22 protein-coding genes are annotated in these 23,433 nt (G+C 73.8%); 10 read left to right on the plus strand and 12 right to left on the minus strand.

The genetic code is table 11. The features are described 5' to 3' along the window. Positions 1–606, minus strand: a complete 606-nt coding sequence (locus tag BLW57_RS34555; RefSeq protein WP_093479633.1) for a sulfite oxidase-like oxidoreductase — start codon at positions 604–606, stop codon at positions 1–3. A 239-nt stretch (positions 607–845) separates the two neighbouring features. Between BLW57_RS34555 and BLW57_RS34560 the strand changes: the two genes are divergently transcribed. Then, positions 846–1,607, plus strand: coding sequence for a GNAT family N-acetyltransferase (locus tag BLW57_RS34560; protein ID WP_093479634.1), 762 nt, complete (start codon positions 846–848; stop codon positions 1,605–1,607). Between the two features lie 21 nt (positions 1,608–1,628). On the opposite strand, the gene BLW57_RS34565 is transcribed toward BLW57_RS34560, so the two are convergent. Next, positions 1,629–2,027, minus strand: coding sequence for a MarR family winged helix-turn-helix transcriptional regulator (locus tag BLW57_RS34565; RefSeq protein WP_073895328.1), 399 nt, complete (start codon positions 2,025–2,027; stop codon positions 1,629–1,631). A 131-nt stretch (positions 2,028–2,158) separates the two neighbouring features. Between BLW57_RS34565 and BLW57_RS34570 the strand changes: the two genes are divergently transcribed. After that, positions 2,159–3,265 carry an ABC-2 transporter permease gene (locus tag BLW57_RS34570; RefSeq protein ID WP_093479636.1) on the plus strand — a complete coding sequence of 369 codons (1,107 nt, stop codon included), beginning with the start codon at positions 2,159–2,161 and terminating at the stop codon, positions 3,263–3,265. A gap of 144 nt (positions 3,266–3,409) precedes the next feature. On the opposite strand, the gene BLW57_RS34575 is transcribed toward BLW57_RS34570, so the two are convergent. From BLW57_RS34575 to BLW57_RS34585, 3 genes are read right to left on the minus strand one after another with little or no spacing between them, the layout of a single operon-like run. Further along, complete coding sequence (locus BLW57_RS34575; RefSeq protein ID WP_093479637.1) at positions 3,410–4,651, minus strand: vWA domain-containing protein; 1,242 nt, start codon at positions 4,649–4,651, stop codon at positions 3,410–3,412. Further along, positions 4,648–5,901 (minus strand): AAA family ATPase, encoded by a 1,254-nt coding sequence (locus tag BLW57_RS34580; RefSeq protein ID WP_093479638.1) that lies wholly within the window; start codon positions 5,899–5,901, stop codon positions 4,648–4,650. The genes BLW57_RS34575 and BLW57_RS34580 overlap by 4 nt, the downstream gene beginning before the upstream one ends. 45 nt (positions 5,902–5,946) lie before the next feature. After that, positions 5,947–7,326: a hypothetical protein gene (locus BLW57_RS34585; RefSeq protein ID WP_093479639.1), complete on the minus strand. Its 1,380-nt coding sequence runs from the start codon at positions 7,324–7,326 to the stop codon at positions 5,947–5,949. A gap of 320 nt (positions 7,327–7,646) precedes the next feature. On the opposite strand from BLW57_RS34585, the gene BLW57_RS34590 reads away from it, so the two are divergent. After that, positions 7,647–8,471, plus strand: a complete 825-nt coding sequence (locus tag BLW57_RS34590; protein ID WP_093479640.1) for a putative protein N(5)-glutamine methyltransferase — start codon at positions 7,647–7,649, stop codon at positions 8,469–8,471. 87 nt (positions 8,472–8,558) lie between these two features. On the opposite strand, the gene BLW57_RS34595 is transcribed toward BLW57_RS34590, so the two are convergent. Further along, positions 8,559–10,637: a SpoIIE family protein phosphatase gene (locus BLW57_RS34595; protein WP_176985834.1), complete on the minus strand. Its 2,079-nt coding sequence runs from the start codon at positions 10,635–10,637 to the stop codon at positions 8,559–8,561. Positions 10,638–10,957: 320 nt separating this feature from the next. Between BLW57_RS34595 and BLW57_RS34600 the strand changes: the two genes are divergently transcribed. The 4 genes from BLW57_RS34600 to BLW57_RS34615 all read left to right on the plus strand — a co-directional run bounded on the left by BLW57_RS34600 (position 10,958) and on the right by BLW57_RS34615 (position 15,133). Further along, the gene (locus BLW57_RS34600) at positions 10,958–11,839 is read left to right on the plus strand and encodes a hypothetical protein (protein WP_093479641.1); all 882 of its coding nucleotides are present in this window, start codon (positions 10,958–10,960) and stop codon (positions 11,837–11,839) included. Between the two features lie 95 nt (positions 11,840–11,934). Then, positions 11,935–12,306 carry a hypothetical protein gene (locus BLW57_RS34605; RefSeq protein ID WP_093479642.1) on the plus strand — a complete coding sequence of 124 codons (372 nt, stop codon included), beginning with the start codon at positions 11,935–11,937 and terminating at the stop codon, positions 12,304–12,306. 190 nt (positions 12,307–12,496) lie between these two features. Then, positions 12,497–14,512, plus strand: a complete 2,016-nt coding sequence (locus BLW57_RS34610) for an NADPH-dependent 2,4-dienoyl-CoA reductase (RefSeq protein ID WP_093479643.1) — start codon at positions 12,497–12,499, stop codon at positions 14,510–14,512. Positions 14,513–14,542: 30 nt separating this feature from the next. Next, positions 14,543–15,133: a PadR family transcriptional regulator gene (locus tag BLW57_RS34615; RefSeq protein WP_256339657.1), complete on the plus strand. Its 591-nt coding sequence runs from the start codon at positions 14,543–14,545 to the stop codon at positions 15,131–15,133. A 101-nt stretch (positions 15,134–15,234) separates the two neighbouring features. Here the strand turns inward: BLW57_RS34615 and BLW57_RS34620 are convergent, their stop codons facing one another. Further along, entirely contained in the window at positions 15,235–15,777 is a 543-nt protein-coding gene (locus tag BLW57_RS34620; protein ID WP_093479644.1) for a hypothetical protein, read from the minus strand. A 183-nt stretch (positions 15,778–15,960) separates the two neighbouring features. After that, the gene (locus BLW57_RS34625; protein ID WP_093479645.1) at positions 15,961–16,935 is read right to left on the minus strand and encodes a fibronectin type III domain-containing protein; all 975 of its coding nucleotides are present in this window, start codon (positions 16,933–16,935) and stop codon (positions 15,961–15,963) included. Between the two features lie 486 nt (positions 16,936–17,421). On the opposite strand from BLW57_RS34625, the gene BLW57_RS34630 reads away from it, so the two are divergent. After that, entirely contained in the window at positions 17,422–18,135 is a 714-nt protein-coding gene (locus BLW57_RS34630) for a glycoside hydrolase family 75 protein (RefSeq protein WP_093479646.1), read from the plus strand. Positions 18,136–18,340: 205 nt separating this feature from the next. Here the strand turns inward: BLW57_RS34630 and BLW57_RS34635 are convergent, their stop codons facing one another. The 3 genes from BLW57_RS34635 to dhaK form a co-directional block, all read right to left on the minus strand. Beyond that, the gene (locus BLW57_RS34635; RefSeq protein WP_093479647.1) at positions 18,341–18,751 is read right to left on the minus strand and encodes a PTS-dependent dihydroxyacetone kinase phosphotransferase subunit DhaM; all 411 of its coding nucleotides are present in this window, start codon (positions 18,749–18,751) and stop codon (positions 18,341–18,343) included. 3 nt (positions 18,752–18,754) lie between these two features. Beyond that, positions 18,755–19,363, minus strand: a complete 609-nt coding sequence (dhaL, locus tag BLW57_RS34640) for a dihydroxyacetone kinase subunit DhaL (protein ID WP_093479648.1) — start codon at positions 19,361–19,363, stop codon at positions 18,755–18,757. Positions 19,364–19,443: 80 nt separating this feature from the next. Further along, positions 19,444–20,436, minus strand: coding sequence for a dihydroxyacetone kinase subunit DhaK (gene dhaK, locus BLW57_RS34645; RefSeq protein ID WP_093479649.1), 993 nt, complete (start codon positions 20,434–20,436; stop codon positions 19,444–19,446). Positions 20,437–20,727: 291 nt separating this feature from the next. Between dhaK and BLW57_RS34650 the strand changes: the two genes are divergently transcribed. Then, positions 20,728–21,078, plus strand: coding sequence for a DUF3040 domain-containing protein (locus BLW57_RS34650; RefSeq protein WP_093479650.1), 351 nt, complete (start codon positions 20,728–20,730; stop codon positions 21,076–21,078). 184 nt (positions 21,079–21,262) lie between these two features. On the opposite strand, the gene BLW57_RS34655 is transcribed toward BLW57_RS34650, so the two are convergent. Beyond that, positions 21,263–21,826: a hemerythrin domain-containing protein gene (locus tag BLW57_RS34655; RefSeq protein WP_093479651.1), complete on the minus strand. Its 564-nt coding sequence runs from the start codon at positions 21,824–21,826 to the stop codon at positions 21,263–21,265. Between the two features lie 580 nt (positions 21,827–22,406). Here BLW57_RS34655 and BLW57_RS34660 point away from each other — a divergent pair. Then, positions 22,407–23,417: an NAD-dependent epimerase/dehydratase family protein gene (locus BLW57_RS34660; protein ID WP_093479652.1), complete on the plus strand. Its 1,011-nt coding sequence runs from the start codon at positions 22,407–22,409 to the stop codon at positions 23,415–23,417. Positions 23,418–23,433 lie beyond the last annotated feature (16 nt).

A 23,433-nucleotide genomic window follows, 5' to 3' on the forward strand; every position in this document is an offset into this window, starting at 1 on the left:
TCAGTCACCGGAGTACCGCTGCTCCTCCCAGGGGTTGCCGCGGGCGTGGTAGCCGTTCTTCTCCCAGAAGCCCGGCTCGTCGTGGTCGAGGAGTGTGATCCCCGCGATCCACTTGGCGCTCTTCCAGAAGTACAGGTGCGGCACCACCAGCCGCGCGGGACCGCCGTGCTCGGCCGGCAGCGGCGCGCCGTCGTACTCCCAGACGATCCAGGCCCGTCCGCCGGTCAGGTCGGCGAGCGGCAGGTTGGCGGTGTACCCCGTGTGGGAACGGGCGACGGCATGTGTGGCGGACCCATGGGGCCGCACCACATCGAAGAAGGCGTCCAGCGAGACACCGCCGAAGCGCACGCCGAACTTCGACCAGCCGGTCACGCAGTGGATGTCACCCTCGTACGCCGACGCCGGGAGTGCGTGCGCCGCGTCCCAGTCCCAGGTGTGCGGCTGCTCGACGAGGCCGTCGATGCGGAAGGACCAGTCGGTGGCCGCGAGGGCGGGCGTGACCTCGGCGGACAGGACGGGCCAGTCGTCGCGTGCGTCGTACTGCCCGGGCGGCAGTCCCGGGTCGTGGACGCGCGGACGGCCCGTGAAGCCTCGCGTGACGTTCATGGTTCAACCGTACTGTGTCGTTCCGCGTGCCCCGGCCCTGGTCATCGGTGTGCGCCGGCCGGATCATTGCGGCCGCGTGAACTCTCCCCCGGCGGGGGAATAGGGGTCCGCCGCTCCTGCTTGCCCTTCAGTGCGGCGCTCAGTGCCGGCTCCGGTGGCCGGTGACGATGCCGGAGGAGCGAGGAGAGGAAGAGGATGCGCAAGGCCCCCGTCTGCAGGACCGTGATCGAGGTGACCGCGTGAGCCTCACCACCGGTTCCGGCGACCCCGGCCCGAGTGCCGCCGGCGTCCCCCACGTCCTCGACAACCCCGCCCTCGCCTCCCTGACGGGCCCGCACGCCCATTTCGCCGAGCGGCGCGGCCGGGTGCTGCGCTACCCCGTCGACGTGTCGCCGTGGCTGGCGCTGCCCGCCGATCCGGACGCGCGGGACTGGGCGGACCTCGCCGCGCTGGCCGGTCCGGGGGCCGAGGTCCCGCTGCCCGGTTTCCGCGGTCAGGTGCCGGCGGACTGGGAGATCACCTTCCGGATCGAGGGGGTGCAGCTCGTGGACGACGGCCTGGCCGCCGCACCGGACGCGGAGGCGGTCCGGCTCGGCCCGGCGGACGTACCCGAGATGCTCGACCTCGTCGCGCGCACCCGGCCGGGCCCGTTCCTGCCCCGCACCGTCGAACTCGGCACCTACCTCGGCATCCGTCGCGACGGCGCGCTGATCGCCATGGCGGGGGAGCGGCTGCACCCGCCGGGCTGGACCGAGATCAGCGCGGTCTGCACGGACCCCGCGTTCCGCGGGAAGGGGCTGGCCGGCCGCCTGATCCTCGCGGTCGCCCACGGCATCCGGGAGCGGGGCGAGACACCGTTCCTGCACACGAGCGCCGAGAACGCGAGTGCCATCCGGCTGTACGAGTCCCTCGGCTTCCGGCTGCGCCGCCGTACGGCGTTCCTGGCCGCGCGGGCGCCCGAGCGGCTGGCGGACGGCCTGGCCGCGGTGCCGGTGGCGTAGCCGGACGCCGGGCGGGCTCCGTCAGTCGGAGTCCGCGCCGGCCGGCCCGGCGTTGTACCGCTCCAGATAGGCCGCGAACCGGATCAAGTCCTCCGCCGGCCAGGTGGCGAGCCGCTCCCGGAACGCGGCCCGGCGGCTGCGGGTGACCTGGGCGAGGATCTCCTCGCCGGCCCCGGTCAGATGCAGCACCTGGACCCGGTGGTCCTCCGGGTCCAGCCGGCGTTCGATCAGCCCGGCCCGCTCCAGCGCGGCCACCTGGCGGCTCACCGTGGACTTGTCCAGGGCGTAGTGGGCCGCCAGATCGGTGGCCCGGCAGCCGCCGCGCTCCTCCAGGTGCCCGAGAAGGGTGTACGACACCAGGGACAGCTCGGGGTGCATGCGTCCCGCCGAGGCGCGGGCCCGGCGCGCGAAGACCGTCATCTCGCGCTGGATGGTCTCGACGGCCGACTCCGACTCCGCTGTGCTCACGGGAATACCTCCTCCGGTGTTCTAGTTGTATAGTACAACTGAACTGAGAGTTGCATAAGCCAACCATTTGGAGGTCGTGCGCGATGAGGTCACCGGCACTGCGCCATGTGCTCACGCACCTGGTCACCCCGCTGCTGATGTGCATAGGCATGGGGCTGGCGTACATGGGGGCCTTCGTCACCCCCGAGCCGCACCACCTGCCGGTGGCGGTCGTCGGCAGCGGCCCCCGGGCCAAGGTCTTCGCGCAGACGGTGAAGGACACCGCGGGGGACAGGCTCGACGTCCGTACCGTCGCCACCCGTGCCGACGCCATCGGTCTGCTGAAGTCGCGCGAGGTGACCGGCGCCTACGTGACCAGCGCCAGGACCCCCGAGCTGATGGTGGCCACGGCCGCCTCCGACATGGGCGCGACGGCCGTGGAGAAGGTGTTCACGCCGGTCGCCGCGAAGGAGGGCGCGCCGCTGAAGGTCACCGACGTGGCCGCGCCGGTCGCCGACGACCCCACCGGGCAGGGGCTGTTCTTCCTGCTGATCGCCCTGAGCATCGGTTCCTACGCCTCGGTCGCCGCGCTCGGTGCCGCGGGTGCCGCCCTCGCGATGCGGGTGCGCGCACTGCTCGCCGTCGGCGTCTCCGCCGTGGTCAGCGGCATCGGCGCGCTGCTCGCCGGGCCGGTGTTCCACCTCGCGCACCACGATCTCGCCGGCGTGTGGGGGATGGCCTGGCTGTACTCGGCGGGCATCCTCCTGATCGGCGTCGGCCTGCACACCTTCCTCAAGCGCTGGACCACGCTGACCATGATGGTGCTGTTCGTGATGCTGAACTTCACGAGCTCCGGCGGGTTGTTCCGGCCCGAGCTGCAGAACGGCTTCTTCGGCTCCCTGCACGCCTTCTGGAACGGCGCGGGCCTCGTCGAGGGCGTCCGCAGCCTGCTGTACTTCGACGGTGACGGCCTTGCGTCCAACGCGTGGACCCTGGTGGTCTGGCTGCTCGTGGGCCTCGCGGTGACCGGCCTCGCGGCCCTGTACGAGCGGCCCCGCCGGGCTCGGCACGCGGCCGCGACCGGGAGCCCGCTCGTGCCCGGGACCACCACCGGGTCCCCCGAACCCGTCGCGGAGCCGGACGCCGTACGGGCGGCGCGGGCGGCCGAGGAAGAGGCCGAGGAAGAGGCCGAGGAGACGGTCGGCGTCTGACCTTCGGGCCGGCACCGGCCGGGAAGCCCGGCGCCCGACCTGCTGGCCGGCACCGGCCGGGACAGGGGTCCGCGCCCACCCGGGGCGGGCACCCTCGACGTCTCCGGCCGCGGCCCGGCCCCCCGCACCGGTGGCCGCGCCCCGTCATCCCCCCGTCGCCCCGATCGTCACCACCCGGGCCCACGCCGGGGGTGTGTCCGGCCGGTAGTCGGGGTTGTTCTCGTTCGGGGTGCGGCCGGTGCGGGGGAACAGGCCCACCACCGTGCGGCAGGGCGGGCGTGCTTCCGGCCATGGCGTCTGCCCGTCGGTCAGGACCACGATCACGTCGGGGCGTGCCTTCAGCGCGCGGGCGAACCCCTGGCGCAGATCCGTCCCGCCGCCGCCCACCAGCTCGATGCCCTCCGCCCGGCACAGGGGCAGCACGGTGCCGGCCGCGGCGTCGCACGACACCACACCGACCAGCTCCCGCCGCCCGCCCACGGCCCGGCAGATCGCCGTGACCTCCAGCAGCGCGCTGCCCAGTTCGGCGTCGCTGACCGATCCGGACGTGTCGACGACCACGCACACCCGCGGCGGCCTGCGCCGCAGGCTCGGCAGGACGACACCGGGCAGTCCGGCCGAACGCCGCGCCGGCCGGCCGTAGCTGTAGTCCTCACCCGCACCCGGGCCGGAGACCGCGGAGCGCACGGCCGCCCCCAGCAACTGCCGCCAGGGCTGCGGCGGATGGAACGCCTCCTCGGCCCAGCGACGCCATCCCCGCGGAGCGCTGCCCGGCCGGCCGTTGATGGCCTGCGCCACCCGGAACCGGACCGCGTCCCGCTCCTGGTCGCTCAGCCCGTGCGCGCCGTCCGGGCCCACGTCCCACTCCCGCGCGAGCCCGTCGACCCCGCTGCCGCAGTCCAGCCAGGCCAGCCGCGCCAGGTGCGGCCCCAGCCGGAACAGGTGCAGATAGTCCTCCATCAGCTCGCCCTCGGGCAGCCCCAGGCTTCCCGGGGTCACGGCTCCCTCAGGGCGCACGAGGCCGTCGCCGTACACGTCGTCGTTGATCTCGCAGTCCGCGGCGATGTTCATCCGCAGCCGCTCCCCGGCCCCGGTCAGCCCCCGTTGCCGGGCGACCCGGTCGCCGCGCCCGTGATGGTCGCGCAGCAGATGGGCGATCTCGTGCACCCACACCCCGGCCAGTTCCTCCACCGGCGTGCGGTCCACGAACCCGGGGGAGACGTAGCACCGCCAGTGCCGGTCCACGGCCATCGTCGGCACCTGCCGCGACTCCACGGGATGCAGTGCGAACAGCGCCGTCGCCAGATAGGGCCGTACCCGCGCCGCGTGCAGCCGTGCGGCGAACAGCTTGCCGAGGTCCAGCGCCCCCGCCGCCCCCGGTGTCATCGGCTTCCCCGGCCGGCGGCCGTTGTCCGGCGGGCGGCGTCGTCCGCCCGCCGGGACAGGGTCACGACCCCGGACAGCTGCTCGATCGCCGCCGGTACGTCCCAGTCGTCGCGGCGCAGGGAGGCCAGCGTGGACGCCGGTACGACCACCACGTCCGGCGCACCCGTCTCCATCGCCCGCACCAGCAGCTCCCAGGCCGCCTCCCAACGGGCGCGTTCCGGCCGGTTGCGGACCGCGTCCACCACCCCGTCCAGGACGGCCTGCCGCAGATCCCCGCGCTGGGGCAGCTCGGCGCCCGCCGGGTCGGCGAGCAGTGTCTCCGGGTCGGGCAGGTCCATCCGGTCGAGGGCGGCCAGCAACTCCAGGCCCGGACCGTCCCCGACGGTGCCCCGGACCAGCAGCGACAGCACATCGCGGGACGCGCCGGCGGCGGTCGCGAAGGCGAGCAGCCGCAGGGTCGCCTCCCAGCTGCGGGGCGACGGCCATGCACCGCCCCGGCGGCTCTCACCGCCGGGCAACCGGTGGACGAGCCCCGGACGTGCGGTGAGGAACGCGCACACCGCGCGCCGGGCGAAGGAAACGGCACCGGTCAGGCGCTCCGGCTGGAGCCGGGGCAGGGTGGCCCGCGGCCAGGTCCCGCCGAGCCCGCGTACGACGACGTCGTGGTCGTGGGTCCACTGAAGGTGCACGAACCGGTTGGCCAGGGGAGGGCTCAGCTCCCAGCCGTCGGCGGCCGAGGAACGCGGATTGGCGGCGGCCACGACGCGTACCCCGGGCGGCAGGCGCAGCGTACCGATCCGCCGCTCCAGCACGAGCCGCAGCAGGGCCGCCTGGACCGCGGGCGGGGCGGTGGACAGCTCGTCCAGGAACAGCAGCCCGCGGCCGGCGCGCACGAGCCGTACGGCCCAGTCCGGCGGGGCCATCGGAACGCCCTGGACGGCGGGGTCGTCGCCCACGACGGGCAGCCCCGAGAAGTCGGACGGCTCGTGGACGCTCGCGATCACGGTGGTCAGGGGCAGGTCGAGGGCCGTCGCCAACTGGGTCAGGGCCGCCGTCTTGCCGATGCCGGGCTCGCCCCACAGCAGTACGGGGAGGTCGGCGGTCACGGCCAGGGTCAGCGCCTCCAGCTGGATGTCGGCCCGCGGTTCGGTGGTGGTCTCGTGCAGCAGGGCCAACAGGGCGTCGGCCAAGCCGAGTTCGGTGGCTCCGGAGGGATCGGGCATCGTGGCGGAAGGAGTGCGTGAGGGCATGGGGGATCACCTTTGGGTGTGAAGTGGGCGGCGGGGGAGTGGAGTTCAGCGGGCGGAGGCCGCGTGGCGCGGGCGCCGGCGGGCCCGACGTACACGGCGGTCGGCGGCGCCCGGCGTGACGGGAACGACGCGTCCGGGGTCGTTCAGTCCGGCTCGGTAGAGGCCGTAGGCGATGTGCCGCTCGGCGGCCGTCGCCAGGGTGTCCCGCAGGGGGCCCTCGCGGAGTACCGCCTCGGGGCCCAGCAGGGCCTCGACCACCGCAAGGGCACCGGCGGTGTCGCCGTGGTCCAGCCGTTCCCGGACGCCGGAGAGGCAGTCCGGGTGCCGGTGCGCCGCGTCGACGGCCCGCAGGCAGGGCAGCGGAGGACCGCCGAGGGCGGCCAGCAGCTCCTCGCGCCGGATCTCGGCCGGGTCGTGGTCAAGCGCGGAGAGCACGCCGTCGACCGGACCGATCCGGTGCGTCGCTCCCCGGCACTCCACGAGCCGCGCCCCGTGCGCCGGATCCGGGTCATCGGGCGGACCGGGGGCCGGGTGACCGGGCGCGAGCGCGGCGGCGACCAGCGGGTGCAGCCGGCCCGGGGCGAGCAGTCCGGCCCGCAGGAGTTGCAGGTCGGGCGAGAGCCGGGTCGCGGCGTCCGGCAGGACGGGCAGTGCGCGGAACCCGCCCGCCGGGTCCCCGGCCACCACCGCCAGTCCGAAGCCACCGCCGTCCGGGACGAGTTGCAGCGCCACCCGGCCCGCCCCGCCGAAGCGCACCGCGAAGGCACCGGGGCCGCGCCCTTCGGCGCGGAGCAGGAGGGCCGCCTCCGCCGCCCAGCGGCCGACGGCACAGCCGAGGCCGGCCGGTACGAGCCCGAGGGGGTCGTGATCCGGAGGCGCCGGCCCGTCGGCCCCCGATCTGACCCCCAGTTCGGCGGCCCGGCCGGCGTCCCACAGATGGCGGTGCAGGTCGAGCCGGTACCGGCGGTTCGGCCGCGGGTGCGGATGGTTGCCGGCCTCGGGGCGGTCCGGGTCCCACAGGGCGAGACCGATCCGCTGGCCGGCGTCCGCCGAGGCGGGCGGGGTGCGCGCCACGAGGTGCACGGGAGACGCCCGGCCGGGCTCCCCGTAGCGGGCCAGCGAGAGGGTCAGGCCCGGGCGCAGCAGCCCGTCCGGCGCGATCCTCGGCATGTGCCAGCGCAGCAGGTCCGGGGCGAGCCGGCGGAGGTCGGACCGGACGCGGGCGGCGAGTTCCCGCCCGTGGACGCGGGCGACGGAACGCAGATCGAGATCGACGTCGACGCGGGCGGCGGCACAGGCGCCCGCCCAGTCGCCGGCGCCGCGGCGGACGGCCGCGGTCTCGATCATGGACGGCGGCACGGCGTACCGGCGTACGCGCAGCCACAGGGCGAGCCGGGAATCCCCGTACGCGGTCGAGGTGGGCATCAGCACTCACCTGGCGCGGACGGGACCCCCCATCGATATGAGGTCTGAGTCGTCATCGCGGCGAGCGTAGCCGCCCGCCCGGCGCGGGGCACGTGGTTTTCCCCGGACTCCGTTCGGTCGACGGTCCGTGCGGACCGCTGGGGTAAGGTGGCCGTCCGGTCGCGGACGTCGCGGCCCGACGAGCCATGACGAGGGGGAGGTGAGACCCATCACCGCTGTGTCAGCCCGGGTGCTCTCTCCTCATGACGGCGCGGTACACCGGCAGCGGTGACCGCGGGAGCGCCACTGGGCCCCGCGCTCCCGAAAGGCCTTCGGCTTCCATGCCTGCATCGCCCTCATCGTCTTCATCACCCGCGGATCCGTCCTCGCGTACGCCGTTGTCTCCCGCCCGGGTCGTCTCCGTGCTCCGCGCCGCCGGATGCGTCTTCGCCGAGGACGAGGCGGAACTCATCCTCGCGACCGCCCGTTCCCCGGAGGAGGCGGCCTCGATGGTGGACCGGCGCGCCGCCGGGCTCCCGCTCGAACAGGTCCTCGGCTGGGCCCTGTTCCACGGACTGCGCATCACCGTGGAGGCGGGGGTGTTCGTGCCCCGCCGCCGTACCGAGTTCCTCGTCGACCAGGCGCTGGCCGCGGCGCCGCCGGCGAGCGTGGTCGTGGACCTGTGCTGCGGTTCCGGCGCGCTCGGCGCGGCCCTCGCCGCCGCCCTGGACGGTGCCGAGGTGCACGCCGCCGACATCGACCCGGCGGCCGTCCGCTGCGCCCGGCGCAATCTCGCGGCCGTCGGCGGCCGGGCCCACCAGGGCGACCTGTACGACGCCCTGCCCGCCGGACTGCGCGGCCGCGTCGACGTCCTGGCGGCCAATGTGCCGTACGTCCCCACCGCCGAGGTCCCCCTGCTGCCGGCCGAGGCCCGCGACCACGAACCACTGGTCGCCCTGGACGGCGGCGCGGACGGTCTCGACGTGCTGCGCCGGGTGGCCGCCGGGGCGCACGAGTGGCTGGCACCGGGCGGCTGTCTCCTGACCGAGACCGGTGAGCATCAGGCGGCGGCGGCCGGGGAGGTGCTCACCCGGGCCGGTCTGACGACCCGTCTGGCGGTCTCCGAGGAGCTGTACGCCCATGTGCTGATCGGCGTACGACCCTGACCGGTGTGCGGCCCCGGGCCCGCTCCGCCGGGTCCGGAGACCCGCCGTGCCCACCCCGACGCCCGCTCGACGGCGCCTGCGCGGCCGTCACGGCAGCTGCTGCGCCCGGGCGATGAGCAGGGCCACGTCGTCGTGGTTGTCGGGGTGGTGCAGCGTCCGCAGGAGGAAGTCGCAGACGTCCTCCAGCGGGCGTTCGGGGTCGTCGAGCAGGGACAGCAGCAGGTCCAGCCGTTCGTCCAGCGAGTGGCGCCGGGTCTCCACCAGACCGTCGGTGTAGAACACCAGCTCGTCGCCCGGCTCGAAGTCGACGGTCACGGTGGTGAAGCCGACCCCGCCCACGCCGAGAGGCACCCCGGTGGGCAGGTCGAGCAGTTCCGGCGGGCGGCCGGGCCGGACCCGGACGGGCGGCAGATGGCCGGCGTTGGCGATCCGGCACTGCCGCAGATGCGGGTCGTGGACGGCGTAGACACAGGTCGCGATGGAGTGGTCCAGGGCCGACGTCGTCTTGTCCAGGTGCTCCAGCAGCAGGGCCGGGTCGAGTTCGAGCGAGGCCAGCGTGGTCGTGGCGGTACGGAGCCGGCCCATGGTCGCCGCCGCGCTGATGCCGCTGCCCATCACGTCGCCCACGACGAGCGCGGTCCGGCCGCCCTCCAGTGGGATCACGTCGAACCAGTCGCCGCCGACCTCGCTGGTGGCGCCCGCCGGCTGGTACCGGGAGGCCACCTCCAGGCCCGTGGTGACCGGCGGATGGCTCGGCAGCAGGCTGCGCTGGAGGGTGAGCGCGGTGTTGCGGGCGTTCTGGTACCAGCGCGCGTTGTCGATCTGCACGGCGGCACGGGACGCCAGTTCCCGTGCCAGCAGCAGGTCGTCCTCGTCGAACGGCGCCGGATTCCTGGTCCGCTTGAGGTCGAGCGCACCCAGCACCTCGCCGCGCGCGATCAGCGGCACCGCGAGGTAGGAGTGCAGGCCCGCGCGGCCCAGCAGCACGGCGGCCTCGGGAGAGCGGGCGATCCGGGGCAGGTCCTCGTCCTTGACCTGGGGCACCAGCACCGCCTCGCCCGACCGCACGCACTCGGTGACCAGACGGTCGGGTGCGTACCGGGCCATGTGGCCGGGCGGATCGGCGGCCCGTACGGCGTCCGAGCCGTCCTCCGGGCGGAGCGCGAAGGCCCGGAGCATCGCGGACTCCGAGGGTCCGAGCGTGCTGGGCCGGCCCTCCACCACCGCCTCCAGCAGGTCCACGGCCACGACGTCGGCGAGTTCCGGCACGGCCACCTCGGCCAGCTCGCAGGCCGTGCGGTCCAGTTCGAGCGTCGTCCCGATCCGGGCCGAGGCGTCCGCGATGACGGCGAGCCGGCGCCGCGCCCGCTCCGCCTCCACCGAGGCCCGGTACTGCTCCGTGATGTCGACGAGCGACACCGCCACCCCGAGCACGTTGCCCATGGCGTCCTCGAGCCGGTACAGCGAGTGCGACCAGATGTGGTCCTGGTCGGGATCGGCGGACGTGCGGCCGACGAGCGTGTCGTCGATCGAGGGCGTGCCCGTCTCCAGCACCCGCCGGGCGGCGGCCTCCAGCGCCTCGGTCTCCACCAGCGGCAGTACTTCGCGCGGCGTCCTGCCCACGTGCTCGGCGGCCGGCAGACCGCTGATCCGCTCCAGGGCCGGGTTGACCGAGACGAACCGCAGCCGGATGTCCAGGACGCCGTAGCCGATCGGCGCCTGCTTCACCATCCGCTCGGACAGCGCCACGTCCTGCTCCAGCCGCCGCACCGTCGACTGGTCGGCGGCGAGCCCGAGCGCGTACACCTCGCCGCGGTCGTCCAGCAGCCGCATGTTGCGGAACTCCACCACACGGGTGCTGCCGTCCTTGTGGCGGATCGGGAAACCGCCGGCCCAGCTCTGTCCGGTCCGCATGACGTCCGCGAAGAGCGTGCCGACCAGATCCAGATGCCGCTCGTGCACCATCAGCCGGGCGGCGAACTCGCCGAGCGCCTCCTGCGCGGTGTACCCGAACAGCTCCTCCGCCTGCGGGCTCCACAGAACGATGCGGCCGTCGGTGTCCAGCACCACCGAGGCGACGCCCAGCACGTCGAGCAGCCCGCCCGGCCGCATCGCGCCGCGCGCGGGCCCGTCGCCCTCGGCCACCGGAGCCTCGGCTGCACTCATGCCACGCACCGCCTTCGCCCGTCCGCACGGCACGCCGTCCCCCGTGCCGACTCCCCTTGTTCTACCGCGCTCACACCCGACTCTCCGAGGCCTTCGCCGTCCACCTCCACCATCTCTCGACACGACGGCGGACGTCCGCCGCGGCCGCCACGCCGGCGGTGGTCGCGGCGCGGGCCTCCTGCGGAGACCGTACAGGCCGGTTCCGCGGTCCGTGAGAGTTCACGCTCATGTTGCTGTATTGGCCTGTACATGACTACGACGCCACGCCAGACTGTCCGCCGACCGAGTGCCCCACACCCCCCGCGCCCGAGGAGTCGGCCATGCCCGCACGCATCCGGCAACGTCGTCACACAGCCCTCGCCGGACTCGTCACCCTCGCCACCGCAGCCACCCTGTCCCTCGCCCTGTCCCCGCCCGCCACCGCGGCTGGCACCTGGACCGAGACCGGCTCCGACCGCGCCGACCCGCTGACCGAGAGCCAGGGCCTGACCTCGGTGGAGGTGCCGGCGAACAGCCCCAACCGCTACACCGGCATCGGCACCATCCCCCTCGGAGTCTCCAGCCGCGGCTGGAACCACGTCGGCGACCCCGACGCCTCGTACAACGGCTACTACATCGAGCCCTACCAGCGGGACTCCGGCAACTCGAAGATGTACCGCGTGCAGGCGCCCGGTGGCACCTGGTCGGAGTACGTCCACACGCTCGGCCCCGGCGAGGCACTCAACAACTCCTGGGACGCCGTCTCGCCCGACGGCCAGTGGATGCTCTCGGGGGAGTGGGGCACGATGACCCGGCTGCTGGTCTTCCCGACCCCCGGGATCAACGCCGCCACCTCGCCCTCGGCGAACCTGCCGCAGGTCTCGACGGTCCGCCTGGACCACGCCGTGCGCGACGTCCAGGGCTGCGACTTCTCCGGCCCCACCACCCTGCTGTGCTCCTCCGACGACCCCGAGGGCAGCCTCTTCGGCATCACCAAGCCGCTGCTCCAGATCGACCTGTCGGCCGCGCCGAACGGTTCGTCGGACGTCACCGGCCATGTCACGGCCCTGCGGCAGCTGCCGCTGCGCAGCTCCTGCTCGGGCGGCTTCGAGGCGGAGGGCATCGACTACGACCGGCGCACCGGCGTGCTGCGCGTGATCGTGGTGTCGCCGGGCTTCTGCGTGCTGACCGACAGCAAGACGTACAAGTTCTCACGCGGCTGAGGTGTGCTCTCGGGACCGCGGTGCTTTCCTGGGGATGGACGCGGTTCGGCGGGGTACCCCGTTCTACCGCAGCGCGGCCACGAGAGGAGCGATCAATGGCAGACACGGAGCGGTCGCATCCGGAAAAGGTCACGGTGGAGATCAGCGGCTCCAAGGAAGACGCCCGGCTCGTCTTCGAGGCCCTGAGGTCCTGCTTCGCGTCCGACCGGGGCGCCGACGAGGATCCGCAGCAGCTCCACAAGACCCGTCCGATGGTATGGCTCGGAACGTACGACGTCGCGGACAGCCGTGAACACGGGTGTCCGCCGGTCCACCTCGACTCGTCCGTCCAGGCGGACATCCAGGGCGGCTACTGGGCCGTCGACCGGTTCCGCACCACCCTGGACTCGATGTTCACCGTCGAGGAGACCTGTGCGGCCTCCGGCGACCAGGAGAGGGACTTGCACCTCCGCCTGGAAAGCCGCTGACGCCACAGGTCCGTACGACGCCCACGCCCCGGTCCGGCCCACCGCCGGCCGGGGCGTCTGCGTGCCGTGCCGTGGCCGCCGTCCGGCGGGGAGTGGTCCGAGTCACCTCCACGCGGTTGTGCAACTAGTTGCATAAAGAGTCGGGGTTCCTCTACAACAAGAGGCGACGACACCGCGCACGGAGGGCCCCATGAGCCGTTACCCCCACCTGACGACCCCGCTCGACCTGGGCTTCACCACGCTGCCCAACCGCGTGCTCATGGGGTCCATGCACGTCGGCCTGGAAGAGGCCGAGCGCGGTTTCGAGCGGATGGCGGCCTTCTACGCGGCACGCGCGCGTGGCGGCGTCGGCCTCATCGTCACCGGTGGCATCGCGCCCAACGACGAGGGCCGGCCCTACGAGGGCGGTGCCAAGCTCACCACCGAGGACGAGGCCGGGCAGCACCGCACCATCACCGAGGCCGTGCACCGCGAGGGCGGCCGGATCGCCATGCAGATCCTGCACTTCGGGCGGTACGCCTACCACCAGGACCTGGTCGCCCCGAGCGCGCTCCAGGCGCCCATCAGCCCCTTCGTGCCGCGCGAGCTGTCCGACGCCGACGTCGAGCGGACCATCGACGACTACGCGCGCGCCGCCCGCCTCGCCCGGCAGGCCGGCTACGACGGCGTGGAGATCATGGGCTCCGAGGGCTACCTCATCAACGAGTTCATCGCCGCGCAGACCAACCGGCGCGAAGACCGCTGGGGCGGCTCGTACGAGAATCGGATGCGCTTCCCGGTGGAGATCGTGAAGCGGGTGCGCGAGGCGGTCGGCGAGGACTTCATCATCATCTACCGCCTGTCCATGCTGGACCTGGTGCCGGGCGGCTCCTCCCTGGCGGAGGTCGTCACCCTCGCCAAGGAGATCGAGGCCGCCGGGGCCACCATCATCAACACCGGCATCGGCTGGCACGAGGCCCGCATCCCCACCATCGCCACCTCCGTACCGCGCGGGGCCTACGCCTGGGTCACCAAGAAGCTCATGGGCGAGGTGTCCGTGCCGCTGGTGACCACCAACCGCATCAACACCCCCGAGCTGGCGGAGGAACTGCTCGCCGAGGGCTACGCGGACATGGTGTCGATGGCCCGTCCGATGCTCGCCGACCCCGACTTCGTCGCCAAGGCCGCCGCCGGGACGCCCGAGGCCATCAACACCTGCATCGGCTGCAACCAGGCCTGCCTGGACCACACGTTCAGCCTCCAGATCACCTCCTGCCTGGTCAACCCGCGCGCCTGCCACGAGACCGAGCTGGTGCTCGCCCCGACGCGGCTGAAGAAGCGCGTCGCCGTCGTGGGCGCCGGCCCGGCCGGTCTCGCCTGCGCGGTCTCCGCCGCCGAACGCGGCCACGCCGTCACCCTGTTCGACGCCGCGAACGAGGTCGGCGGCCAGCTCAACGTGGCCCGCAAGGTCCCGGGCAAGCAGGAGTTCGACGAGACGCTGCGCTACTTCCGGCACCAGCTGGACGCCCACGGCGTCGACGTACGCCTCGGCACCTGGGTCACCCCCGAGACCGTCGCCGACTTCGACGAGGTCGTCGTCGCCACCGGCGTCACCCCGCGCACCCCGGACATCCCCGGCACCGACCACCCCCGGGTCGTCGGCTACCTCGACGTACTGCAGGGCGGCGCCCCCGTGGGCGACCGCGTGGCGATCCTCGGCGCCGGCGGCATCGGCTTCGACGTCGCCGAGTTCCTCACCGACGGCGGCGACAAGGCGAGCGAGTCCCCGGAGACGTACTTCCGCCACTGGGGCGTCGACATGGACTACCGGGCGCCGGGCGGCCTCGCCGCGCCGCGGCGGCCGGCCCCGCCGCGCACCGTCCACCTGCTCCAGCGCAAGACCACCAAGGTCGGCGCGGGCCTCGGCAAGACCACCGGGTGGATCCACCGCGCCGAGCTGAAGCACCGCGGCGTGACCATGGTCCCGGGCGTGCGCTACGACCGGATCGACGACGCCGGCCTGCACATCACCGTCGGTGAGGAGAGCACGGTGCTGGAGGTCGACACCGTCGTGCTGTGCACCGGCCAGGAGCCGCGCCGCGACCTGTTCGACGCGCTGGTCGCCGCCGGGCGCAGCGCCCATCTGATCGGCGGCGCGGACATCGCGGCCGAACTGGACGCCAAGCGGGCGATCAAGCAGGGCACGGAGCTGGCGGCGGCGCTGTAGGGCCGCGAGTGACGTACCTAGGATGAGCCCATGTCACTCCCGCACGCGATCCTCACCGCCCTGCTGGAAAGGCCGTCGTCGGGGCTGGAGCTGACCCGCCGCTTCGACAAGTCGATCGGCTACTTCTGGTCCGCGACGCATCAGCAGATCTATCGCGAGCTGGGGAGGCTGGATGCCGAGGGGCTCATCCGCACCCTGCCGTCCCCGCAGCCGGCCCGAGGGCAGAAGAAGAGCTACGAGGTGTTGCCGGCGGGCCGTGCGGAACTGGCCCGCTGGACCGCAGCGGCCCAGGACCCCAAGCCGCTGCGGGACTCCCTCCTGCTGCGGCTGCGGGCGGCGGCCGTGGTCGGCACGGCGGGCCTCGAGGACGACCTGCGCCGCCATCTGGAGCTGCACCGGCGGCAGTTGGCCGAGTACCGGGAGATCGAGAAGCGGGACTTCCCACCGGACCGCGACGCCCCGCAGGACCGGATCCGTCATCTGGTCCTGCGGGCGGGCATCGACCTGGAGACGTTCTGGACGAGGTGGCTCGCCGACGCCCTGACCGACCTCACCGGTCCGGCCGGTCTCGGTGAACTTCCGGACGGCGTATCGGCGCCCGCCGATCCACCGGAGAACTGACGCGTTCCACGGGCCGGTTCGACGACCGCCGACCGTCGGGCCGACCGACGCCGGACGGCCGGCGGTGATCGCCGGCCGGCCGTCGGAACGGTGCCGCTTTCTCAGAGGCGGTACGGCCTGGAGCGGCGGCGCAGGTACCAGGCCGTCGCGACGATGCCGGCGCCGACCAGCGCCCCGCCGACCCCCAGGGTCAGCGGGCCGTAGTCACGGGACGCGCCGCCCAGACCGCCCGCGACACCGCGGGAGGGAGCCGCCGTCGCCGTCGACGAGGTCGTCGGCGGCCTCGCGGCGGAGGAGACGATCACCGACTGGCTGCCCGCGGTGCTGCCGCTGGAGCAGACCACCACCACGGTGTAGGTTCCGGGGCTCACGCCCGACCAGGCGGCGGACTGACTGATGGTGGTGCCCGCCAGGGCCACTTGACGGCCCTGCGAGAAGCTCGCCTGGCTGCTGGTGAGCAGCGCGGCGTTGCCCCAGCTGCCGTTGATCTGCGAGCACGCGCTGGTGACCACCGAGACCGTGGTCCCGGTGGTGCTGACCGAGATGCCCGAGGCGGCGGCGGACGTCCCGGCAAGCGCGGCCGGGAGGGTGGCGGCGGCCGCCAGGATCAGGCCGGCGCGGAGGAGATGACGCGTTTTGTCCATGGGCTTAGGCCTCCGGCGGCACGGTTGGCGGTACGTCCCATGCGCCGCCGAGGGTCGGGAAACGCCCGTGCTGCCTCCACCGCAGCCAACGCGGTCCCGGCCCCACCCGCACGCGGGAGGCGCCCGGTCAGGTGACGGGTTCCTACGTCCGGCGCAAGACGACACGCCGTGGAGGTGCGCCCGTCAGCCGCCCGTGGTCACCGTCCGTTCCGCCGAGTAGCCGCCCCAGGTCCCGTCCGGCAGCCGGGCCCGCAGCCGCACCCGGTGTTCCTCCCCGGCGGCCCGGCCCAGGTAGAAGCTGTACTTCGCCCGGCCGCGCGGCGGATCACCGCCCCAGACCAGCGAGGTGGCCGCAGCGCCGTCGAGCCGGATGCGGTACTCGGTGATCACGCCGTCCGTGCGCGGCGGATCCCAGGACAGATCGAGGTAGTAGGCCCCGCCGGTCCGGTGGGTCGCGGCCGTGAAACCGGTGGGCGCGGTGCCCCGGCCGTCGTCCGTGCCGGGGGTCCGCAGGCGGACCGCGGCGCTCGCGGCAGAGAGGTTGCCCGCGGCGTCCCTGGCCCGCACCGTGAACGCGTAACCGGTGCCCGGACGCAGCCCGGTGACCACGGTCGCCGTCTGGTTCCCGCCGACACTGTGGATCTTCGCCCCGCCCTGGAAGACGTCGTACGAGATCACGCCCCGGTCGTCCCGGGAGGGACTCCAGGACAGCTGGACCGCGCGGCTGCCGACGGCGCGCCCGGCGGCCGCCGGCGGCCTGGTCGGCGCCGCGCGGTCCGCCGCCACCCTGGCCGGTGTCCGCGCCCGCGCCGCCCGGCTGGGCGGGCCGAGCCGTCCCCGCGTGTCACGGGCCCGCACGGTGAACGCGTACAGGGTGGACGGCCTGAGCCTGGTGACGTCCACCATGTGCTGCGAACCCGGCACTTCCTTCACCTTCGTGGCGCCGCGATACACCTCGTAGAGACGGATTCCGGGGCCCGCCGGGACGGCGTTCCACATCACGTGCACGCTGTCGGCGCTGCCCGCCGTCGCGGTGACCCCGGTCGGAGCGCCGGGGGCCCGGCCCTCGTCACCCTCCGAGGAGGGGCTCCAGCCGCAGGCCGCGGCCATCAGAAGGACCGCGCAGACCAGTACGGGCGGAAGAGGAACGCGGCGCACGGCTCTGCCTCCCCGGGGACGGCGTGTGGGCGGCACGGCAAAGGTCCGGACCAATATGACGCCGCCGGTGCGGCGGCGGCAAGAGGGAGGCACGGACGAGTGCGCAAGTCGCCGTTCTCGGGGGTTTCTTGCCGGCCACCCGGCGCGGTTACGTATGCTGAACTCTCCTGTACGGCTGAACTGCCCCCGAAGTCAGGGAAGTTCACGCCTGTGGCGCGGAAACGCTGTCGTCGCCGAACCCGCGCCGACGCGGGCGGCCGAGGAACCCGGGCTTATCATCTGCCCGGATCCTCGGCCCCTGTTGTCCACTCCGCCCCGGTTCGCCCTGTTTTGCCGTCGACTTCGCGCGGTGTCCCCTCACGGGGTGTCAGAAACGTGCTCCATCCGGCCCCTTCGGTGCTGCCGTGACGGCCCGGTGCTTGCGGGCGCCCCACAGTGGGCTGGTCTTCCCCTGTGTCCCCGAGGAGAGGGTCCCCCATCGTGCGTGTGCGTGTCTCTTCGCTGACGCTGGCCGCGGCCGGCGCCGCCCTGCTAGCCCCGGCATCGCTGCCCGTCCCGGCAGCCGCCGTTCCGGCCCGGGAGGAGCCGGTGGCCCACAGTGAGAGCAAGGTCGCCGCCGCCGACCTGCTGGCCCGGCTGGCGTCGTGCTCCCAGGTCTCCAGAGGCCGCTACCGCACCGACGCCGACAGCGCCAAGAAGGTGCCCGTCTGCGGTACCCGGGACGCCGTGTACTGGAAGGCCGATCTGGACATCGACTGCGACGGGCAGCCCACGGCCCGCTGCAACCGCCGTACCGACCCGCTGTTCGCCGCCTCAACGGCCTTCCAGCAGTCCGACGGCCGCCACCTGAAGGCCGAGAGTCTGCCCTACATCGTCGTCCCGCCACCCAGCCGCATCTGGAACCACCGCGCCTCCGGTGTGAAGGGCGGCTCGGTGGCCGCCGTCGTGTACCGGGGGCGCGTGCAGTACGCCGTCGTCGGCGACACCGGACCGCGCGACATCATCGGCGAGGCCTCCTACGCCACCGCCCGCGGCCTCGGCATCCAGGCCGACCCGCGCTACGGCGGGGCGGCCTCCGGCGTCACCTACATCGTGTTCCGCGACTCCCGGCTGCGGCACATCGAGGACCACGCCGCAGCGGTGGCCGTGGGCCGGCGACTGACCGCCCGCCTCATGGCGAACCTCTTGGCGAGGAAGTAACGGGCCGAGCCCGGACGCCCCTTGGCGGCCGCGGTGCGCGGTGGCGGCAGCCGCCACGGAGGCGCACGGCGCCGGGCAAGCGGCCTGTCACCACGCCCACGGAGCGCTGCGCGGGCGGGCGTCCGCGACGGCGGTGGCAGGCCGCGCCCCTCTCGTGGTTCCCTTCGTCACCGGGCCTGCCGTCCTCCGGATGCCCGGCTGGGTGTCAGACCTTGCGGTAGCCGTACGCCTCCGTGGCCGCCGCCTCCACCGCGGCCAGGTCGGCACCCGTGGCCGCGGTGACCACCGCGGCCACCGCGCCCTCCAGGAAGGGGGCGTCCACCAGCCGCGTGCCGTCCGGCAGTTCGTCGCCCTCGGCGAGCAGCGCCTTCACGGTGAGCACGGCACTGCCGAGATCCGTGAGCACCGCGACCCCGGCACCCCGGTCCACGGCGGCCGCCGCCGCGGCGATCAGCTCGGCACTGGTGCCCAGTTCGCCGCCCTCCGTGCCGCCCGCGGGCGCCACCGGCACCGACGCGGCCCCGCCCGCCAGCCCCTTGGCGAGCTCGGCCACCGAGGCGGCGACCTGCGCGCTGTGTGACACCAGCACGATCCCTACCCGCTTGTCGTCGCTCAAAGGTCAGCCCTCCACCCCGGCGGCCGCCTCCTCGAGCGCGGCGATCAGCAGCGCGGAGGAGGTCGCCCCGGGATCCTGGTGGCCGATGCTGCGCTCGCCGAGATAGCTCGCCCGGCCCTTGCGCGCCTGGAGCGGGGTGGTGGCCACCGCGCCCTCCTCGGCGGCGGCCCGCGCCGCGGCGAATCCGTCCCCGAGGGCGTCCACGGCCGGCACCAGGGCGTCCAGCATCGTCTTGTCACCGGGGGCCGCCCCGCCCAGAGCCATCACCCCTTCCACGCCCGCGCGCAGCGCCTCGGCCAGCCCGGCCAGGTCGACCTCGGCGCCCTCCCCGAGCGCCTTGCCGGTACGGCGCAGCAGGGTGCCGTACAGCGGACCGGACGCGCCGCCGACCGTCGAGATCAACTGCCGGCCGGCGACGGTCAGGACGGCTCCGGGGGTGTCCGGCGCCTCCTTCTCCAGGGTGGCGGCCACGGCGCGGAACCCGCGCTGCAGATTGCTGCCGTGGTCGGCGTCCCCGATGGCCGAGTCGAGGGCGGTGAGCCGTTCCGCCTCGCGGTCGACGGACGCGGCGGCCACCATCATCCAACGGCGGAAGAAGTCGGCGTCGAGCACTGGATCTCCTTGCGTGGTAGGGCTGTTGACCGGTGCGCTGACCCGGCGTGCCGGGGAAGGTGAACGCCGCGTCCGCGCGCTCACATCCCCCAGCGCAGCGCCGGGGTCCGCACCGGCGCGTCCCACAGCCGCAGCAGTTCCTCGTCGGCCTGGCACAGCGTCACCGAGGCGCCCGCCATGTCCAGGGAGGTGACGTAGTTCCCGACGAGTGTGCGGGCCACGGCGACCCCGCGCTCGCCCAGCACCCGCTGCACCTCGGCGTTGAACCCGAACAGCTCCAGCAACGGGGTCGCGCCCATGCCGTTGACCAGGACCAGCACCGGGTTGCGCGGAGGCATGTCCTCCAGGATCGCGTTCACCGCGAAGTCGGCGATCTCCCCGGAGGTCATCATCGGCCGCCGCTCCCGGCCCGGTTCGCCGTGGATGCCGATACCCAACTCCAGCTCCCCGTCGGGCAGATCGAACGTCGGGCTGCCCTTGGCCGGGGTCGTACAGGCGCTGAGCGCGACACCGAAGCTGCGGGAGTTCTCGTTCACCTGGCGGCCGATGGCCTCCACCTGCTCCAGCGGCCGGCCCTCCGCGGCGGCGGCTCCCGCGATCTTCTCCACGAACAGCGTGGCGCCGGTGCCGCGCCGGCCGGCCGTGTACAGGCTGTCGGTGACGGCCACGTCGTCGTTGACGAGCACCTTGGCGATCTGGATGCCCTCGTCCTCGGCCAGCTCGGCCGCCATGTCGAAGTTGAGCACGTCGCCGGTGTAGTTCTTCACGATGAACAGCACTCCGGCGCCGCTGTCCACGGCCGCCGCGGCACGGGCCATCTGGTCCGGCACCGGCGAGGTGAAGACCTCCCCGGGACAGGCGGCGGACAGCATGCCGTGGCCGACGAACCCGCCGTGCAGCGGCTCGTGCCCCGACCCGCCGCCCGACACGAGGCCGACCTGCCCGGCCACGGGTGCGTCCCGGCGGACGATCACCCGGTTCTCCACGTCGACCGTCAGGTCGGGATACGCGGCCGCCATCCCCCGCAGCGCGTCCGCCACGACGGTCTCCGGCACGTTGATCAGCATCCTCATCGGTATCTCCTAGTGAGCCTGGCTTGTGGGCTGCGTGGTCCGACGTCGGGCCGAGTTCGCCGATAGGGCTAATGGCAGTATCGACCTTGCACCAGTCGTGGTCACGTGCAAGCGCCCGTCGTCACGGTGCGCGACGGCCGGGGCGCCGTGGCCGCCTCCCGACCGGCCCCCCGCGCTACACAACGTGAGGAGAACCGGCGGCCGCGTGAGACCCCGCATCGGCCGGGCCGCGCGGGGAACCCGGGGGGCCGGGGCACGGAGCCGCCGGGCGGTGGAGGAGGTGCCGTAGCCGTGGACGACTGGGAGATGTGGGACATGCACGACGAGGTGCGGCTGTCGCCGCGCGAACGCATCACGCTGCTGCAGATGGAGGCGGTCCTGCGCAAGGACCGCCGGCTCACGCGCCGCATGGCCGCCGTGCGCCGGCCCGGGCGACGCGAGATCTGGCTGCCGGTGTCGGCGCTGCTGCTCGGCGCGGCGTCGGTGTTCGTGGCCGTCATGGGTATCCGTACGTCCGACACCACGCTGCTGTGGTGCTTCGCGCTGCTGTGGCCGCTGACCCTCTTCCAGGCGTTCCGTCTGCTGTGCCGCGCGGCCGGCCGCGGCCCCCGTGCGGGCGGCCGGACCACACCCTGGCTCTGAACCGGACCCCGCACCCGGACCTGTCCCGCCTGTCCCTGCCCCCGTGACCCACGGAAAGCCTCCGTGACACGGAAAGCCTCCCGGTACCCGCCGCCCCGAGGGCCCGCTGGTACCGGGAGGCCGGTCTCGCTCCGGCGCGGCGGCCGGAGCCGCCACGCTCGGCCTCCCCCGCGCCGCCCGCGCCTCAGCTCTCCTTGCCCCGGCCCGAGAGCGCGTCACGCATCCGGTCGACCAGCCCCATGCCCGGCGCCAGCAGCTTGTTGGCCGGGGGAGTGTCGGGCGCCGACGGGTGCGGCCGGGTGGGAGCCGTCTTCTTCGCGCGGCGCACCTTGTCGCCGAGGTCCATCAGCGCGTCCGGGGGACAGGCCTTCTGCAACTGCGGGAAGAGGTTCTGCTCCTCGTCCGCCACGTGGGACCTGATCTCGCTCATCAGCTGCGCCATGAGCGTGTCGAACCGGGGGTCGTCCGCCTGACAGCCTTCGAGATCCTTCATGATCTGCTCGGCCTTGGCGTGGTCCTCCAGTTCCTTGTCGGCCAGGGCGTCCCCACCCGTGATGTGCTCACGCACCGCCGGGTAGAGGTAGGCCTCCTCCGCGACCGAGTGGCGCACCAGCTCGATCGTGACCTGGTCGGCGATGTCCTTGCGCTCCTTGGCGCCGGACGGCAGTGCCTCGATGCGGGCGAACATCTCGTCGACCTCGCGGTGATCGGTCGTCAGCTCCTGGATGACGTTTCCGCCGTGACCCATGTCGATACCTCCTGCGAGAATCGCGGCGGCCGTGACCGGCCGACCGTCGCCGCGCCGAGTGCCCCGGCCCCGCCGCGTTACACGGCTCCCGGGCCCGTTCGGCCCCCCCGGGCGCCCACGACCACCCGTCCGGCCCGCTCACCGGCGCCGAGGGCGGGCACCGGTGCGCGGTGGGCTGCGGACGGCGGTCCGCCCAGGGACCAGCGGTCCGGCGACCGGGCCCGTACCGCCGTGCGGGGAGCGTCCGACGGCTGCGGACCCCGCCGCTCCAGCGCCGCCGTGGTGTGAGGTTCTCCCCGCCGTGATATCAGCTTCTCGAAGTCGCGCGAGCAGCCCCCGTTCCGGACAATAGGGGTCAACGTGTGAACCCAACCGGCAGGGGAACCCTGCCTGCCGGTGCCGTCCAGCCAGTGGCGGCCGACCAGGGCGGTCCTCCGGATCAGTGGGGCCCGGGCCCTGTCCTCTGTTCCCCCTCGGGCCGGCGACCGGCCCGCGGACGCGACGCGCGCCGAAACGCCCAGGCAGGAGCGTTTCCAGCGGCGCGGGCGACGCGCATGACGCGGACGAAGGAATGGACCTCATGACTGGTGACACACCGTTCTCCTGGCGACGCGCCCTCGTGACCGGCGGCGCCGGCTTCCTCGGCTCCCACCTGTGCGAACGGCTGCTGGATTCGAACGTCGAAGTCGACTGTGCCGACAACCTGGCCTGCGGACGCCGCGAGAACGTCGCACACCTGGAGGACCGGCCCGGCTTCCGCTACCTGCACTGCGACGTCTCCGACCCCCACTGCCCGCGGGAGCTTCCCGGCCCCTACGACCTGGTGCTGCACTTCGCCTGCCCGGCCTCACCCGCCGACTACCTGCGCCTGCCCCTGGAGACCCTGGACGTCGGCAGCCTGGGCACACGCAACGCCCTGGCGGTCGCCGAACGCGACGGCGCCCGCTTCCTGCTCGCCTCCACCTCCGAGGTCTACGGCGACCCGCTCGTGCACCCGCAGCACGAGGGCTACTGGGGCAACGTGAACCCGGTCGGCCCGCGCAGCGTGTACGACGAGTCCAAGCGGTTCGCCGAGGCCCTGGTCACCGCCCACGCGGGCACCAGGGGGACGAACGCCGGGATAGTGCGGCTGTTCAACACCTACGGCCCGCGCATGCGCGCCCACGACGGCCGGGCCGTGCCCACGTTCATCAGCCAGGCCCTGGCCGGGGAACCCCTCACGGTCACCGGCGACGGCAGCCAGACCCGCTCGCTGTGCTACGTGGACGACACGGTCGACGGCATCCTGCGAGTCGCCGAGAGCCGCTCCGTGCGCCCGGTGAACATCGGCGGCAGCGACGAGATCACCGTCGCCGAACTGGCCCGCCGGGTGGTCGCCCTCACCGGCTCCCGTTCGCCGATCGCGTTCGTCGACCGCCCCGTCGACGACCCCGGCCGGCGCCGCCCCGACACCACGCTCGCCCACGAACTCCTCGGCTGGTCGCCCCAGATCCCGTGGGAGGAGGGCCTGAAACAGACCATCGCCTACTTCGCGGCGCTGCCGCCGCTTCCCCTCCGGCCGGAGGGGGACAGCGCCCCGCGGCAGACCTGACCGCCCCGCCCACCGT

It is taken from the genome of Streptomyces sp. 1222.5 (assembly GCF_900105245.1).
GTDB classification, from domain to species: domain Bacteria; phylum Actinomycetota; class Actinomycetes; order Streptomycetales; family Streptomycetaceae; genus Streptomyces; species Streptomyces albidocamelliae.